Here is a 15,496-nt window from a genome sequence, read left to right on the forward strand (position 1 = left end):
TCACACTCTTACCAGGATCTCCTTTCTCTCCTCTTACTGACACCTTAAAGAGCTCATCTTTTGCCAACACTGATGCGACAGAAAAAGAGTCAGGTATTATGGTTAATATTGAGTAGGGGTTATAGACAGATAGCTCTCCTTTTATCTCTTTGTCCTGATATATGTTTACGAGTACAGGAGGCAGGAAAGGGAAATGCCTTAGAACATCTGCAAAATTAATTTTACAAACAATCGATGCATAAATAGATACACCAGGAAGATCCTCTTTCCTTAAGTTGACCTCCCATCCTGTAGCGGTCCACTCGCTATCTGTAACACTCCAAAGGGGAGTTATATCCCTTAATTGAGATGTAAAGTCTATGCCATTAGCGGAGAAAAGACGTGCATTAAGAGTCGTTTCTTGAAGTCCTTGATTAAAATGTACTCCATTTGTCGATTCAAGTAGTAGCGTCCAACCTTGCGGGAGAAGATGTGTATAAGATTCCTCTTCTTCCGCATTTTGTTTATGCTTACTATAAATTTTTTTTGCCGCTCTGAGGTAGATCATTACTTAAACTGCAAATCGATAGAATTAAGCTGTTCGAACGAGATGTGATCTGCAAACTCCTCGTGACTGGCAAAAGGGAACTCCTTTTTATCTACTCTTGCCGATGACTTACAGATACAATAGAGGAGGATAGCTGAGTCCTCAAGATTGGATTCGTCGAATTTATCAAGTTCTCTACCCGTCTCTTTTTTGAATGATAGTAGTACTCCCATGCTCATACGCACGTTGTACTTTATACCTGCTACTTCGATGTAATTCTTTTTCTCCTGAGAGGTCTCTGTTTTTTTCATAATAAGGTCTATGTTGAATTGAAATTCAATGCAAACTTAAACCCTTAAACAGCAGATAATAAAACAGATAGGACACTATGTCCTATCCGTTTCTATGTCTGTTTGTAAAAGTCAAATTTTGCACCAGAAATAATGCAACAAATAATGCAACAAATAATGCAACAAATAACACATGAGAATCATAATTAACGATGAATCGGTTACAAATGATCGTGGCTGGAGACTATCGAATGCAGGGGTGGATTTGACTCGTTATAAAAACAATCCTGTTTTCCTACATGACCATGAAACCAAATACCTAATCGGTCGCTGTGTTAATCTACATGTAGAAGGGAGTCTTTTAGTTGGAGATATCGAATTTGATGAAGAAGACGATCTCGCCAAAGAAGTCAAAAGAAAAATGGAGAAAAACTTTTTACGAGGTATTTCCCCAGGATTTCACATCGAACAAATGGGTTTTGGAGAAGAGTTCGATACTGTTGAAAAGTGGGAACTCGTGGAGATATCAGCTGTAACTCTACCGTCTAATCGTGCAGCAGTTAAACTCTATTCAAGGCATGGTATTTCTCTTAATGAAGATGAGGTAAAAGAACATGTAGCACAACTAAAGTCAAACTTTAATCTTAATAATACAATGAACAAACAACCAGAACAGATTGCTCTTTCATCGGAAGCCTATATCGCTCTCGGCTTGGACACAACTGCAAAAATGGTAGATGTCTCGGCTAAAGTCATTGCGTTGTCTGCCGAGTGTGTAGAACTCAGACAAAAGTTACAAGCACAGGAAGATGCCGAACGAGATGCTCTTATTTCTTCTGCAGTAAGTGATGGGCGCATCAAAGAGGCGGACAGAGATACCTACAAAAAATTGTACGCATCAGACAAGGAACTCTGTAAGAGTGTGCTTGCTTCGATGACGCCAGCGACCTCTCTCTCTGCTCAAGTACATCAATCCTCAAAAGGTAGTTCTCATTACGAAACTCTCTCTTGGGATGAACTCGACAAGCGTAATATGCTTGCTTCCCTCAAACGAGCCAACCCAGAACTCTTTACAAAGAAGTACAAAGAACGCTTTGGAACTTCTCTATAACATAACCTAATAAATCTTACAACACATGCCAATTCTTGTAGAAATTTGGATTAATACATTGGTCGGTAATCTTTTTGCTGACGACTCCATCTTATCAAAAGCCGTTGACCACTCTGAATTTGTTTCTGGACATTCCGTACATGTCCCTAATGCAGGTGCTCCCGCGGAAATTGTTAAAAATCCGACTTCTTTCCCCGTTGAAGTCGGCAAAAGAGAGGATACAGATCTCAAATATGATATTGATACCTATGCGATTAAACCGATTCGTGTAGGTCGAACAGAAGAAGTCGAACTCTCTTATAACAAACGTGAATCTGTAGCAGGAGACGCACGTTCAGCACTTCGTGAAGAGGTCGCTGTCGACACTGTGAAAAAATGGTGTGAGACTGCGAAAAAGAAAGTGGTGAAAAAGCCATCCGAATCGGTTAAAGATTGGATCAAAACCGCGGCAAAACAATTCAAAAAGGACAAAGTCCCATTTGTGAACCGCTATGTCATGTTGACGGAAGATGGATATTATGACTTTTTGGATTCTCTTTCAGAAAGCGAAGCAACAGCCTTTTCTGCATCAGCTGATGTGGCAAAAGGAACCCTTGGTAAGTACTATGGATTTGAGATTGTGCAAGAAACAATCTTACCTACAGGTGTAGAAATGTTTGCTTGGCAAAAGCAGAGCGTTTCTGTTGCGAAAGGGGAAGTAGAACTTTTTGAAGATGAAGGCAGCCCCACAATGTATGGTGATGTGATTTCTGGACAAGTTCGTGCAGGTGGTTCTCTCGTGCGCAACGATGGTAAGGGTTCTTACGTTGTGAAGACTGCTTAATATGGGAGAAATAAAACGTAATAACCCTGGAAACATTCGCCCTGCAAAAGTAAAGTGGAAGGGCGAATGTACACGACCAGGACAACCCTTTTGCGAGTTCCAATCGATTGAATATGGCTGTCGAGCAATGCTGAAGTTGCTTTCAATCTATATGACAAAGCATGGACTTACAAGCATACAAGCTATTATATCAAGATGGGCTCCACCTTCGGACAACAATAATACACAGGCATATTGTGGTTATGTTGCTCGTATGACTGGCTACAAGACAACGCAAGTTTTAGTGTCAAATAAGCAAACACTTATCAATCTTGCAAAGTCTATGACCAGGGTGGAACATGGAATAAATCCCCCTGCAGATGATGTTTGGAATAAAGCATGGCAACTTCTTTAAGTAGCTTTTTTCTGCTCTTTATAACCTATATAGGTTTTTTCCAAAACCTATATACCTTTTGCCGAAAACCTATATACCTTTTTTCACAGACCTATATAGGTCGTTTAGGAGCTTAGCAAGAAGACTCTAACCACTATTTAATTACCATTTAACACACCAATGAAATGACACTGATTATTGCATTTTTCTTAGGCTTCATCTTAGGGTTCCTCTTAGGTTATTATACACGCTATAATCAACTTGAACGACGTATAGAAGACATACAACTTGCGCAAGAGTCTCTACACATAGAACTTCGAGAAATGCGTAATCAGTTGCCTCCCTTCTGATGAACGACTTAGTACAAATCATTATTTCCCTAATCGGAGGCGGAATTGTAGGACAGTTGATAAATCTAATCCTCTCACGACGAAAGCGTAAAACGGAAGGTATTGAGACGTATTCAGAGACAATAGATAAACTTCTTGAAAGTAACTCTCGCTTAATTCAAGAACAAATCAAGTTGAGAGAGCATATCGCAAGACTCTCTGTAAAATGTCCTGTCTCTTTTCCATCTGCTGTAAACCAACCCCTTTATATGAAGCGTCGTATCCCTCCCATTAAGCCAACACAATCGAAACCAATTGACTATGAAGAGAATTTACCCGTTGATGCTCCTGATGAGCCTCCTTAGTCTCTCTCTTATCTCATGCAAAACCCGCTACATACCCGCAGAAATACATCACTATCACACCTCCGATTCTGTACGTAGCGAGCGAGACACAATCCTAATTCGTGATAGTGTTATCGTGCAACTTGCAGGAGATACCGTGGTAATAAGAGAAGTAAGAGAAAAAGAGCGTATCAGAGAAGTAGAGCTAAACAAAAGACGAAATGACTCTATCTCTCCTCCACAACCAATTTCTCCAACTCTCTACACAAACTCAAAACCAACACAAGAAGTGCCCTTCTTCTTTTATGTAGTTGCTCTTCTTGTAATAGTAATCATGATTAAAAACAGATAAAATGGCAGGACAAAAAAGAACTGGATATGTAAACGGGAGTGATATCGTACTCCTTGTAAATGTTGCCAAATCGGGAGCGGAAAGCTATAAGGTACTCTTAGGGGCAAAACAACACAAACTCTCTGTTAAGTCCAACACGAAGACAATCGTGGATAAGGACATGGGGAATCCCAAATTCCAAAAAAAGTCTGTAAAGACAATAGACGTCTCTATCAGCGTCGATTGCTTTGTGAAACTTAGCGATGATGGTATTAGCGCACAGGAAATCGAAGACTTGCTCTATGAAGGAGCAGAAGTAAAGCTGCGCTATGGATTCCGTAAAACTCAGCAGGGAGACACGTACAGAGAAGGATTTTTTATCATTGACTCTTTCGAAGAAACCTCTTCCGCTCAAGAGGAGATGACATTTACAGCTTCTTTCTCCAACTCAGGAGAGGTAAAGCGAGTAGCAGCTTCCGTATAAACAATCGAGGGGACGTAAAAAGCCCCTCGCCTTCTATCCACTTGTCGCCAAACATTCTTGGATAGAACAAAGGGTGCCAAACCACCAGCGAGGGGAATATATCCCAGGGTGGTTTGGCACCTATTATTTTCAAAAAAGAATGTTTGGCACTACAAAAGTAGTGCATTTATACAGAACCTAAATCTTAAAACTATGATTAAATACACTGCTTCTGCTCCTCTTCCTTTTGCTGGTCAAAAGCGAAGATGGATAAAACCTCTTGCACAGCTGCTGCAGACAACCCCTCCTCCTAATGTTATTGTAGACTTGTTCGGAGGCTCTGGACTACTCTCGCGACTTGCAAAAGATATTTTCCAAAATACTCGAGTAATCTATAATGATTATGATAACTTCTCCGAGCGTCTTAAACATATTGATGAGACCGAACTTCTGAGACAAGAAATAGCAACTATCCTCTCACCTCTTGATAGAGATAAACGCCTACCTGATGAGTATAAGGCTCGAGTTCTACAATCTGTCTATCGACACCAAGAGCGTTATCTGTATGTTGATTGGGTAAGCCTATCAGGGTGGCTATTGTTTACGAACAACTTTGCTTACGACTTCGATGATTTCGCCTCCAGAGGATTTTACAACCACCCGAGCCGTACGGCTCTCTCAGATGCTAATGCATCCGAGAGATATTTAGATGGTTTGGAGATTGTCTCTCTCGATTATAAAGAGCTTCTATCTAAATATCGAGAACATCCTAATGTGCTCTTTATAATAGATCCTCCATACTTTGCGACGGAGTGCGGAGGGTACAAAGGACGTACTTGGAGTAACGATGATTATCTCGACCTTCTTGTCTCTATTCCCACCTCTAACTACTTGTACTTCTCTTCGACCAAGTTTGACCTGGTCCCTTTTCTACGACGTACATCCGCGTCATGGGGATATAGACATCCATTTGTTGATGCTGAGGTGCTAACTCGCTCGAACCCGTTCGGGAGTGGAGGTAATAATACCGAGATACTCTATTATAAACTCTGATTAACTACCGTTTAATCGGCTTCTAAAAGTAAGGAGGGACTTTTTTTGCCCCTCCTTTTTGTACTTTTTGTTTGCGTGTTTCTTTGTGTTAAATATGTACTTTTCGTTTTTCGACTTTGTACTTTTCGTTTTTCCGATTATATGTGGGCTGTTGAGAAGGGAGTGAAGGAGTCCTTTTTACTGCCCCTTGCTCCCCTCGATACCCTTTTTGAAAACTTCCGTAAGGCTCGCTATTTAGTGGTGGGCAGGTATGCGCACCGCTACCATCATAGCCGTGGCAGTTTTCTTATCGCCCGCCCACATCTCCATTTTCATAATGACTTTGCGAGCTCCCACTTCGGTAGGCGTGGCTATAATCCTAAGCTCTTGTTGCATAGGAGTGGGAGTCAAGTAATCGACCTCCAAGTGAGCCGTGACGAAGCGTTCGATGTTTTCTGCCGTAACCTCTATACCATGGTGCACCATGTAGAAGCCTGCCGCCGAACCCGTACCGTGGCAATCGAAAAACATAGCAATGGCTCCGCCGTAGAGGTTATGAGGCACTCCCCCCGTATAGTAGTCGGGCGGTGTGATGCGACACTCGGCTTCTGTGCCACTGTCTGATAGATAACTTTTTATATGTAGCCCCGTGGGGTGTATCTGTCCGCAACCAAAGCAGTGACTGTATTCGGGAGCGTAAAGCTCTTGTAGGGAGGTAGGGTATTTCATCGTTATGCGTAGATTAAGTTTTTTTATTGCGCCGACAAAGATACCCTATTTGCAAGGAGTCACAAATAGCGAGGGGCATAGCTCGTAGCGGTAGCCCTTCTTGGTAGGTTTACCAATATGTTTTAATATTTCTATTGTTCTTTTGATTTATTTTGGTGTATGTGATGGTTGATTTGGGTTAAAGGTATAACTTTGTAGAGCAGACTTGAATGGTGATAGATACCTTGGTTGTGCAGAAACAGTATACGGAGATTATGGTGATAAGAAGTAAAGTTTAATGCCTACTATTATGCAACAGAATAAACGAGACCCTTGGGTTATTTTTACTGCTGTTCTAGTTATTATTCTGACTTTTACTTTTCCTTGGATAACAAATAATGTTTGGGTTATTTTTACTACAGGGGCTGTTTTGGGGATACTAGGTCTTGCTTCTTTAATCTATTTTGTAGAGTTTGCTCTTAGAGAGAATGATACAATGACTCGTAAAAAGAATCGTTTGCTTATGATAGGACTTCATATAGCTTTTTTGGGGGCTATGTTATTGGGAAGGTTGGCTGTCGCTTTGATGTTAGACTTCCCTAGAGTAATCTAAGTATTCTATTGTAGGAGTAACCTTTTCTATTACATTTTTTGCATCGAAAAATTACCCCCTTGGTTTAATCTGAGGAGGTTTCTAATTTCATAAAAAACATTTTGATTACATTTGTATGACACATCGAAATTACAAAGAAGAAGCAGATATTTCACCTCAAACACAGATGGAAGAGAAAGAGTATAGAAAAGTGGATCCTTGGGATATTGTAGTCCCCGTTTTAGTTGTTTTATTGGCTGATTCTCTCCCTCGGATTATAGGAGATGCTTGGATTGTTTCCATTATAGCTTTCGTTGTGGGAGTTGCAAGTTTCTTTTTCTTAGCCTTTTTTGTGGGGAGAATTCTGAGAAAAAACAAACCTGTAACTTATAAAATGACACGCTTTCTTATGGTAGCTATTTTTGCAGGAATATTGTCCCTTGCTCTTTTGGCGAAAGTAGTTGTATCCTTATTGATGGACTTTCCTAAGCTAATCTAATAGCCTACTCTTCGGGGTGAACGGTAGAAAGCGGTTTATGAACTGAAAGAATAATACAATAGTAGTTATGGAGCAGAAAGAGTACAATGTAGATTTTTTTATGACGATTGTGGCTATGTTGGCCCTTCCAGTGATTTTTTTCTTACCTTTTTTTGTAAGAAATCATTGGGTCATATCCGTCATAGCATTTATCTTAGGCTTGGCAAGTTTTCTAACCTTAATGATTATTCCCGGTCGTGCTCTAATAAAAAAACGACCTATAACGCGTAGGTTGATTTATATCTTTATAGTCTCTGTCTTTGCCCAAATGGTCTCTGTGGGACTCTTTACAGATGTGATTATAGACGTTTTGATGCGAGGTTACAATCCCATCTAAATACCCTAACTTCCCGAATGAACAGTGGAAAGCGGTTTTTGAACTAAAAAATAATACAATAGTGGTTATGGAACAGAAAGAAAAGAGAATGGATGTGTGGAGCTTGGTTATTATAGCTCTGGCAGCTGTTGGGGGAGCTTCCTCCGATTTGTAATTTCTGACCCTAAGATACTCTTCGTGCTCGCTATGGTAGTGATGGTAGTACTCCTTTTCTGCTTGGCAGGCTATGCAGGGGCAGCCTTTAAGAGTAGGAAGAATAGCACTGCCAAAGAGCGTCGCATATCTGCACTGCTTGCGGCGATACTCCTCTTTTCGGGTTGTATATTCATACAACTCTTTTTCCCAACTTGTATGAATGGATGTGCCTGACGCTTAGTTCATACTCCTCCGAAATAGTGAAGCAATGATTGCCTTAGGGTGGTCATTGCTTTTTTTGTACACTTTTGAGCCTCCTTTATTTTCGGTAATATCTGCAAAAAGGCTATTTTTGTCCTGATAAACTGATAGAAATAAAGATAGTTACACAATAATGTCGTTACAATGCGGTATCGTTGGTTTGCCCAATGTAGGTAAATCGACCCTCTTCAATTGCTTATCCAATGCAAAGGCACAGTCTGCCAATTTCCCTTTTTGTACCATAGAGCCCAACGTGGGGGTTATTACAGTACCCGATGAGCGTCTCAATAAGTTGGCAGAGATCGATAAGCCTAAGCGCCTTATCCCTGCTACGGTGGAGATTGTAGATATAGCGGGTTTGGTCAAGGGTGCCAGTAAGGGCGAGGGCTTGGGCAATAAGTTTCTCGGCAATATACGAGAGACCGATGCCATACTGCACGTACTGCGTTGCTTTGACGACGATAACATCACGCACGTAGACGGCTCGGTAGACCCCATTCGAGATAAGGAAATCATCGACACCGAACTACAACTCAAAGATTTGGAAACGGTAGAGAGTCGTCTTGCTAAGCTCGAAAAGCAGGCTAAGACGGGCGGAGACAAGCAGGCTGCCCTTGTGGTAGGCGTTTTGCAACGCTACAAAGAGGCACTCGAAAAGGGACTCAACGCACGTACCGTGCAGTTTGACAAGAAGGAGGAGCAGGAAGCTGCGCGCGAGCTTTATTTGCTTACTGCCAAACCTGTGCTTTATGTATGTAATGTGGACGAAGCCTCTGCTATTAAAGGCAATGCCTATGTAGAGCGAGTGCGCCAAGCTATTGCTAGCGAGGGGGCAGGTTTGCTCATCGTGGCAGCGAAGATAGAGAGCGAAATAGCCGAGTTAGAGACCTACGAAGAGCGTCAGATGTTCCTCGAAGAGATAGGCTTGGAAGAGTCGGGAGTAAGCCGCCTTATCCGTGCCGCCTATGCGTTGCTCAACTTACAAACCTACTTTACTTCGGGAGCTGACGAGACCCGCGCGTGGACCTTCATTAAGGGGAGCAAAGCTCCTCAGTGTGCAGGCATCATTCATACTGATTTCGAGAAAGGATTCATTCGTGCCGAAGTAATTAAATACGAAGACTATGTTGCTTTGGGCAGTGAGGCAGCTGTAAAAGAAGCAGGCAAAATGAACGTAGAGGGCAAAGAGTATGTGGTGCAAGATGGAGACATTATGCACTTCCGCTTCAACGTATAAGAGCGACAAGAGAGAAGAGTAAACGAGATTGTTATCTGACTAAAGAGTAAAACCGATTAGTGCTAAAAGGCATATCCTATGGAATATAAGTGGATAAAAACGGTACGTCTGTGTTGCCTACTCCTTCTTATCGGAGGCATAGGGGCTACCTCCCTTTGGGCGCAACGAGGCGGAAAGAACCGCTTTACGGTAGTTATCGACCCTGGGCATGGAGGCAAAGATGCAGGGGCAGTAGCCCATGGTGGTAAGGAGAAAGATATTAACCTTGCTGTGGGTCTGCGTGTGGGAGAGATGATAAGCAAAAGATTTCCCAACGTAAAGGTGCTATATACCCGTAAAGATGATACTTTCATCGGTTTGCAACAGCGTGCCAATTTTGCCAATAAGAACAAGGCAGACCTTTTTATGAGTATTCATACCAATTCTGCCAAGTCTTCTGCTTCGGGCGTAGAGACCTATGTGCTTGGTCTGTGGCGTAACGAAGACAACTTGCGAGTGGCGATGAAGGAGAACGAATCCATTCTTTTGGAGGAAAACTATGAACGCACTTATCAGGGCTTTGACCCTTCTTCGAGCGAGAGCTATATCATGTTCGAGCTTTTACAGAACAAACACCTTGACCAGAGCATAAAGATTGCCAAAGCGGTACAAGACCAGTTGGGGGCAACATCGCTTATCAATCGTGGGGTACGTCAGGCTGGTTTCTTAGTAATCCGAGAGACTGCTATGCCGAGTATCCTTATTGAGTTGGGCTTTATTTCTAACCGTAATGAGGCTGCCTTCCTATTAAGTCAGCGAGGGCAACAAACCCTTTCTAATGCTATTGTAGAGGGGTTTAGCAATTACTACAAAGCCTATAACAAAAGTTTTGGACTTACTACGGTGGAGAATACTCAAGTTAATGAGCCTGAGCCTCCCGTACAAGAGCTCGAACCCATAGAGGAACCCTCGCCCGAGCCAGCTGTTGAGGAGCCCGAAGCAGAAGAGAAAGCTCCCGTTGCAACACCCTCTACCTCCGCCAAAGGGGAAACCTATGCCATACAAATCATGGCTTTGAAGAAAAAAGTATCGACCAAAGACCGTGATTTTAAGGGAGAGAAAGTTCGTTGTGAGCGCAACGGCAAGATGTACTGCTATGTGGTAGACGTAGTAGGTGATAAAGACAAGGCTCGTAAACAGCTCAAAAAGTATAAGAAAAAGTTCCCCGGAGCCTACATTGTGATCTATAAGAATGGTGTTCGAAAGGGTACTATATACTGACAACGTATAGCAATAAACAGAAATACACACCACAAAAACATAGCGATATATGAAGAAAACAACGAAAATAGCTCTTGTAGGATTTTGGGTAGTGCTTGCTGCTCTAATCCTTTATTTAGGTATAAATTATTTGAAAGGGCTCTCCGTCTTTAGCAATGAGAAGTACTATTATGCTCGTTTCAAAGATGTTTCGGGTATTGTGGTTGCTTCTCCTGTTCTCATCAATGGATACAAAGTGGGCACGGTGCAGGGCTTAGAGTTTGATATGGAGCATGATGCTACTACTTTGGTAAAGGTAAACATTGATAAGTCTATACGTCTGCCCAAGGCACATCTGCCACTGCTCGCCTCTCCCTCTTTGGAGGAGCACAGTTGGATTTGCATTTGGGTGCTTCTTCCGAAATCTTGGAACAGGGAGGATATTTGGAGACTGTTCCTCCCGATAATGACCCTATGTCTGTGGTTACGAATACTATCTTACCCACTGTGGTAAAGATGTTGCCCAAGATAGACTCTACCCTCTCTGCTATCAATACCATTGCCAACGACCCCGTAATACGGGCTACTCTCAAGGAGGTACATGCTACTGTACAGAGAGCCAATGTAGCAATGCAAGGTATAGAGGGTGTTGTTGCCAAGGTAGATGGTTATATGAAAGGAGATGTGGCGAATATACTCCGAGCTGCAGATTCTTCTGCAGTACGTCTTGAGCGTTTTACTCGTCAGCTGGACGAAATCGAACTCAAAACATTGGTGCAAAACTTAGAGACCTCCAGCGAAGAGTTGCGTAAGATAACTCAGCAAATCAACTCTACTGATGGTACTATTGGCAAGTTGGTGCACAACAATGAGTTGTATAACGAAATCAATAGCTTGCTACAAACCATAGATACCCTTGTTAAGGATATTAAAGCTAATCCGAAGAAATATCTCAAAATAAGTGTCTTCTAACGATGAAAAGAGAAATAGCTTTTGGGGTGGGTGTTGCCCTCCTTATGACCTTAGGACTGGGAGGCTGCTCCTCCGATAAGAAAGAACGTAAGCAGGCATTGGAGCAGTTGCAGAGTTATGTGGCAGAGGGGGCTTTTGTACAGGCGATAACCCTTGCCGACTCTATTGATAGCGTATGGGCATCTGACCTCGCTTTGCGAGAGGAGGCACTTGCTTGGCGTCGTAAGGCTCTTTCGCAGAAGTACACCTTTCTCTTAGACTCCATAGAGCAGGCTCTCGAAGGGCTTCAGGTGCGTTTAGATAGCCTCGAAGAAAAGATGGTTTTTATACCTGAGAGCGAACTCCAAGAGGCTAAGTATTGTGCGCAGAATCATAGGCAGGTTCCAACGCAGATGGGTAATTATCTCTACGCTTCGGCACATCCAAAGGGCTTTTTGAGCCTTACACATTATTATATAGGTAGCAGACCTTTGAAATATGATGCTATCGGACTGACCTCTTCGCAAGAGATTGCCGTGCGCTCAAGAGTTTTCGACACAGGAGATGACCATAACCACACCTTTACGGCTGGTGGGAGGCATCATGCTACATTACAGTTGCCCCCGAATGATAGTTATGCTTTGGGGCTTTATGTATATATGTGCTATCAAGATAGTGTACCGCTAAGGGTGGAGCTACACCATGAGGGAAAAATAGTTACTCGCTATACTCTGAGCCGTGCGGATCAGAAGCCCTTGGTGGAGACTTTCCTCTTTGCCCAATGGGTACAGCAGAGAGAAAGTCTCAAAGCACGCTATACACGTTATCAAAAGGCGTTAGGACAAGTAACTGAAAAAGACCCCCTCGCGCCTCGAAGCTAAATCATTGCTACTGCTATGCCCTATGCTTACTTTTGGACAGGACAGATTATCTATGACGTTGCTTATCTGTTGTTGCTCTTAGGGTTGCTCTTTTTGGGGTTTGCATCGTATCGTATCCCTCGTCTCTACCCTCGTCTTTTTGAGGCAGCAGTTTACTATAAAGAGAGTATCTTCTTCGAAGAGATTAAAAGGTATATAGCTCCCTCTTTCTTCCTTCTCTTGGGGCGCTTGCAGTTTACGCTCTCGCTCTCGCTTATTGTCTACCTTTTTTTAGATGCCAAGGGGCGTTTGGTAGGTATAGCTTTGGAAGAGACATTGCTGGTGCTATCGTTACTCTTTGTGGGCATATATCTCTATTTCGTTTTGCATAGGTTACTCTATCGGACTTTGGGGTATGTGTATCTCACCCCCTCTCTTTACAACTCGTGGAGAGACGGCTATAATCTCTTGGAGTGGTTATGGTCTTTTCCCCTTTACATCGCTATTCTTATGATGACTTATTCGGGTGGTTTCGAGATAGGTATATGGCTCGCCAGCATTACGTTTGTGCTTTGGAGGCTCTTTATTATACGGCGTACGTTGAGTGTGTTGAAAGAGACAAATATTACATATCTACAACTTTCTTTGTACCTTTGTACCCACGAAATAGCACCCTTTGCCCTATTGGCTTGGATGGCTATACGGGGGTAGTATTAATTTTGTAGTAATAGAAAATATGACCACACCGACCAAAAAGATACTCATATCGCAACCAGAACCGACTTCTGGACGATCTCCCTACTACTCTATTGCCGAAAAGCATGGTTACTCTTTAGAATTTCGTCAACTCATTAAGGTGGTTACGGTAGAACCCTCAGAGTTTCGTCGACAGAGGGTAGATATCCTCTCTCACACAGCGGTAATCCTCTCTTCTAAATCGGCTATCGACAACTTCTTTACCCTTGCTAAAGAATTACGCCTCACTATACCTGAGTCGATGAAATATTTCTGTCCGAGTGAGTCTATTGCCCTCTATTTGCAGAAGTATATAGTGTACCGTAAGCGTAAGGTCTTCTTTGGAGACAACGGACAGCTTGCAGACTTGGTGGCAACCATTGCCAAGCATCCTAAGGAAACCTATTTCCTTCCCGTTTCGGAGAATGCAGAGAATACGCTCTTTGATATGCTCACGGAGAAGAAGATCACCTTTAACCACGCTGTAATGTACAGAACGGTAACACGTGGTTTGGATGAAGAACCAATGGCTTTTGACCACGATATTATTCTTTTCTTCAGTCCTTATGGAATCAAAGCTCTAAAGGAGTTGTGTCCTAACTTTGAGCAAGGAGACAAGGTGATAGGTGCTTTCAGCGATTCGGCTGCAGAGGCGGTTGAGCAAGCTGGCTTACGACTGGACTTTGCAGCGCCCGTACCGGGTGTGCCCTCTATGCCTGCCGCGCTTGACCTCTATCTCTCTCAGCATGCAGAGTAGTAGACTTCAGAAATCAGAACGAATATATTTAAGAGATACCCTCCGCAAGCTCTTTGCAAGCGGAGATACTTTTGTGGCATACCCATTTAGGGTAGTCTACCGAGTGGTTCGAGAGAGGGGTAGAGAGGCTCCGCTTGCTCTACTTATAAGTGTGCCGAAAAAACGTTTTAAGCACGCTGTAGACCGTAATAGACTCAAAAGGTTGGTGCGAGAGAGCTTCCGCCTTCAGAAAGCTCCCCTCCGCGAGAGTTTGGAAAAGGCTGATACTTCTCTGCATTTCGCAGTATTGATGATAGCCGATGAGATGCCTTCTTATGCCACGGTCTACAAGGCTATGGAGAAGATACTCCGTAGGTTAGAGCGAGAGTGGCTCAAGAGAGAGGAACATCGCGATAACGATTGTCCACCCAATCCCTCTGTAGAAAAGAGCATAGATAGCACCACAGCACTTCAAGGAGAGGGCGATGCGTCAGAAAATCCTTCATGAGTCAAGTAGTTTCTTATCCTACTGCTATGAGTAAATTAGCATCTTTTGGACAGAAAGTTTATCGGGCATTGCGCCACCTTCTTGTGCTTATTCTCTCTTTTCCTATTCACTTCTACCGAGGGGCTATATCTCCTCTTTTTCCTCCCTCCTGTCGTTTCACTCCTACTTGCTCGCAATATGCTTTAGAAGCCTTGCGCAAACATGGGCCGTTCAAGGGGCTCAAACTCACTATTCGACGCATCTTGCGCTGTCATCCTTGGGGTGGAAATGGTTACGATCCAGTACCTTAATCAATAAATCAACACTTCGTTATGGCTCCATTTATAGATCTGCATACCCATTCTAAAGGTTCATTTCATCTGAAGTCTTAGCGATAAAAAGCATAGACCTCTGTACTCAGGGAGCAGATGATATAGGAGAACAGCCTGTTTCCGTGGGCTTACATCCATGGCATATAGAGCAAGCAACACTTCAGAAGTTACTCTATCTCCTTGAGCACTATGCCCAACAGGAGAATATACTAATGTTGGGAGAGATAGGTTTAGATCGTAATAGTCGAGTCGATATGGAGTTACAAAAGAGTGCTTTCGAGATGCAGTGTCAAATCGCCTATCAGCACCATTTGCCTTGCATATTGCACATCGTTAAGGCGTGGGAGGAGTTGTTTGCCACGCTAAAGAGGTTGGGGCGAGAACAACCCCTTTTCATCATTCATGCTTTCGAGGAAAGCCCGATTTGGCAAAGAGTCTTATTGACAAGGGGTTTTACCTTTCATTCGGAAGCCACTATTCGCAAGAATCTTTGCTCGTAGCTTGGCAGGCACACCATCTTTTCTTAGAGACCGATGAGGCAGAGCTTTCGATAGCTACCCATTATCAGCAAGTAGCCGAGATGTTAGGAATCACTTCTAAAACCCTTAGAGAAACTATTTTTGAACAGGGGGCAGAACTCTTGCCCTTGCTCCCTTACTTGCTCTCTTCGATGCGTTGAAACCTCCATGAGTAACTTTTGTTAGCTTCTATTAGAAATAAGAAGGA

26 protein-coding genes are annotated in these 15,496 nt (G+C 42.9%); 23 read left to right on the forward strand and 3 right to left on the reverse strand.

Annotated features, from left to right (window positions below):
* Together JCM15907_RS11080 and JCM15907_RS06020 are read right to left on the reverse strand one after the other, a co-directional pair.
* A partial coding sequence (locus JCM15907_RS11080) for a hypothetical protein (RefSeq protein ID WP_036885584.1) occupies window positions 1-547 on the reverse strand: 547 nt, incomplete at its 3' end.
* Window positions 547-837 (reverse strand): hypothetical protein, encoded by a 291-nt coding sequence (locus JCM15907_RS06020; protein WP_025843112.1) that lies wholly within the window; start codon window positions 835-837, stop codon window positions 547-549. The genes JCM15907_RS11080 and JCM15907_RS06020, both read right to left, overlap by 1 nt.
* 172 nt (window positions 838-1,009) lie before the next feature.
* Here JCM15907_RS06020 and JCM15907_RS06025 point away from each other — a divergent pair, with 172 nt between their 5' ends.
* The 8 genes from JCM15907_RS06025 (at window position 1,010) to JCM15907_RS06060 (ending at window position 5,643) form a co-directional block, all read left to right on the forward strand.
* The gene (locus JCM15907_RS06025; RefSeq protein ID WP_025843113.1) at window positions 1,010-1,927 is read left to right on the forward strand and encodes an HK97 family phage prohead protease; all 918 of its coding nucleotides are present in this window, start codon (window positions 1,010-1,012) and stop codon (window positions 1,925-1,927) included.
* A gap of 25 nt (window positions 1,928-1,952) precedes the next feature.
* The gene (locus tag JCM15907_RS06030; protein ID WP_025843114.1) at window positions 1,953-2,750 is read left to right on the forward strand and encodes a hypothetical protein; all 798 of its coding nucleotides are present in this window, start codon (window positions 1,953-1,955) and stop codon (window positions 2,748-2,750) included.
* A 1-nt stretch (window position 2,751) separates the two neighbouring features.
* Complete coding sequence (locus JCM15907_RS06035) at window positions 2,752-3,144, forward strand: hypothetical protein (protein ID WP_025843115.1); 393 nt, start codon at window positions 2,752-2,754, stop codon at window positions 3,142-3,144.
* Window positions 3,145-3,308: 164 nt separating this feature from the next.
* The gene (locus JCM15907_RS13010) at window positions 3,309-3,473 is read left to right on the forward strand and encodes a hypothetical protein (protein WP_159099922.1); all 165 of its coding nucleotides are present in this window, start codon (window positions 3,309-3,311) and stop codon (window positions 3,471-3,473) included.
* Entirely contained in the window at window positions 3,473-3,817 is a 345-nt protein-coding gene (locus tag JCM15907_RS06045; protein WP_025843116.1) for a hypothetical protein, read from the forward strand. Before JCM15907_RS13010 ends, JCM15907_RS06045 begins: the two co-directional genes overlap by 1 nt.
* A complete protein-coding gene (locus tag JCM15907_RS06050) occupies window positions 3,774-4,148 on the forward strand; it encodes a hypothetical protein (protein WP_148297474.1) in 375 nt (124 codons plus the stop codon). The genes JCM15907_RS06045 and JCM15907_RS06050 overlap by 44 nt, the downstream gene beginning before the upstream one ends.
* 1 nt (window position 4,149) lies before the next feature.
* A complete protein-coding gene (locus JCM15907_RS06055; RefSeq protein ID WP_025843118.1) occupies window positions 4,150-4,611 on the forward strand; it encodes a phage tail tube protein in 462 nt (153 codons plus the stop codon).
* A gap of 192 nt (window positions 4,612-4,803) precedes the next feature.
* Window positions 4,804-5,643 (forward strand): DNA adenine methylase, encoded by an 840-nt coding sequence (locus JCM15907_RS06060; RefSeq protein ID WP_025843119.1) that lies wholly within the window; start codon window positions 4,804-4,806, stop codon window positions 5,641-5,643.
* Window positions 5,644-5,877: 234 nt separating this feature from the next.
* On the opposite strand, the gene JCM15907_RS06065 is transcribed toward JCM15907_RS06060, so the two are convergent.
* Entirely contained in the window at window positions 5,878-6,351 is a 474-nt protein-coding gene (locus tag JCM15907_RS06065) for a PaaI family thioesterase (protein ID WP_036885586.1), read from the reverse strand.
* Window positions 6,352-6,640: 289 nt separating this feature from the next.
* Here JCM15907_RS06065 and JCM15907_RS06070 point away from each other — a divergent pair, with 289 nt between their 5' ends.
* The 15 genes from JCM15907_RS06070 (at window position 6,641) to JCM15907_RS06140 (ending at window position 15,449) form a co-directional block, all read left to right on the forward strand.
* On the forward strand, window positions 6,641-6,943 hold the full coding sequence (locus tag JCM15907_RS06070) for a hypothetical protein (protein WP_148297475.1): 303 nt from the start codon (window positions 6,641-6,643) through the stop codon (window positions 6,941-6,943).
* A gap of 115 nt (window positions 6,944-7,058) precedes the next feature.
* On the forward strand, window positions 7,059-7,421 hold the full coding sequence (locus JCM15907_RS06075) for a hypothetical protein (RefSeq protein ID WP_025843122.1): 363 nt from the start codon (window positions 7,059-7,061) through the stop codon (window positions 7,419-7,421).
* Between the two features lie 67 nt (window positions 7,422-7,488).
* Window positions 7,489-7,797, forward strand: a complete 309-nt coding sequence (locus JCM15907_RS06080; RefSeq protein WP_025843123.1) for a hypothetical protein — start codon at window positions 7,489-7,491, stop codon at window positions 7,795-7,797.
* A 186-nt stretch (window positions 7,798-7,983) separates the two neighbouring features.
* Window positions 7,984-8,166, forward strand: coding sequence for a hypothetical protein (locus JCM15907_RS06085; protein ID WP_148297476.1), 183 nt, complete (start codon window positions 7,984-7,986; stop codon window positions 8,164-8,166).
* Between the two features lie 160 nt (window positions 8,167-8,326).
* Window positions 8,327-9,430: a redox-regulated ATPase YchF gene (ychF, locus tag JCM15907_RS06090; RefSeq protein ID WP_025843125.1), complete on the forward strand. Its 1,104-nt coding sequence runs from the start codon at window positions 8,327-8,329 to the stop codon at window positions 9,428-9,430.
* Between the two features lie 78 nt (window positions 9,431-9,508).
* Window positions 9,509-10,690 carry an N-acetylmuramoyl-L-alanine amidase family protein gene (locus tag JCM15907_RS06095; protein ID WP_081773812.1) on the forward strand — a complete coding sequence of 394 codons (1,182 nt, stop codon included), beginning with the start codon at window positions 9,509-9,511 and terminating at the stop codon, window positions 10,688-10,690.
* A 49-nt stretch (window positions 10,691-10,739) separates the two neighbouring features.
* Window positions 10,740-11,183 (forward strand): MlaD family protein, encoded by a 444-nt coding sequence (locus JCM15907_RS06100; protein WP_025843127.1) that lies wholly within the window; start codon window positions 10,740-10,742, stop codon window positions 11,181-11,183.
* A complete protein-coding gene (locus JCM15907_RS06105; protein ID WP_159099923.1) occupies window positions 11,144-11,641 on the forward strand; it encodes a hypothetical protein in 498 nt (165 codons plus the stop codon). The genes JCM15907_RS06100 and JCM15907_RS06105 overlap by 40 nt, the downstream gene beginning before the upstream one ends.
* A gap of 2 nt (window positions 11,642-11,643) precedes the next feature.
* Entirely contained in the window at window positions 11,644-12,501 is an 858-nt protein-coding gene (locus JCM15907_RS06110) for a hypothetical protein (protein WP_025843129.1), read from the forward strand.
* 15 nt (window positions 12,502-12,516) lie between these two features.
* A complete protein-coding gene (locus tag JCM15907_RS06115; protein ID WP_025843130.1) occupies window positions 12,517-13,191 on the forward strand; it encodes a DUF4271 domain-containing protein in 675 nt (224 codons plus the stop codon).
* Window positions 13,192-13,216: 25 nt separating this feature from the next.
* Window positions 13,217-13,972, forward strand: a complete 756-nt coding sequence (locus JCM15907_RS06120) for a uroporphyrinogen-III synthase (protein ID WP_025843131.1) — start codon at window positions 13,217-13,219, stop codon at window positions 13,970-13,972.
* Window positions 13,962-14,459 (forward strand): ribonuclease P protein component, encoded by a 498-nt coding sequence (locus JCM15907_RS11085; protein ID WP_051522416.1) that lies wholly within the window; start codon window positions 13,962-13,964, stop codon window positions 14,457-14,459. The genes JCM15907_RS06120 and JCM15907_RS11085 overlap by 11 nt, the downstream gene beginning before the upstream one ends.
* Before the next feature lie 26 nt (window positions 14,460-14,485).
* On the forward strand, window positions 14,486-14,749 hold the full coding sequence (gene yidD / locus JCM15907_RS06130) for a membrane protein insertion efficiency factor YidD (protein ID WP_161782528.1): 264 nt from the start codon (window positions 14,486-14,488) through the stop codon (window positions 14,747-14,749).
* Between the two features lie 143 nt (window positions 14,750-14,892).
* Window positions 14,893-15,270, forward strand: a complete 378-nt coding sequence (locus tag JCM15907_RS06135; RefSeq protein WP_025843134.1) for a TatD family hydrolase — start codon at window positions 14,893-14,895, stop codon at window positions 15,268-15,270.
* Window positions 15,261-15,449 (forward strand): hypothetical protein, encoded by a 189-nt coding sequence (locus tag JCM15907_RS06140; RefSeq protein ID WP_025843135.1) that lies wholly within the window; start codon window positions 15,261-15,263, stop codon window positions 15,447-15,449. Before JCM15907_RS06135 ends, JCM15907_RS06140 begins: the two co-directional genes overlap by 10 nt.
* Window positions 15,450-15,496 lie beyond the last annotated feature (47 nt).

This window comes from Porphyromonas gingivicanis JCM 15907, assembly GCF_000614585.1.
GTDB classification, from domain to species: Bacteria; Bacteroidota; Bacteroidia; order Bacteroidales; family Porphyromonadaceae; genus Porphyromonas; species Porphyromonas gingivicanis.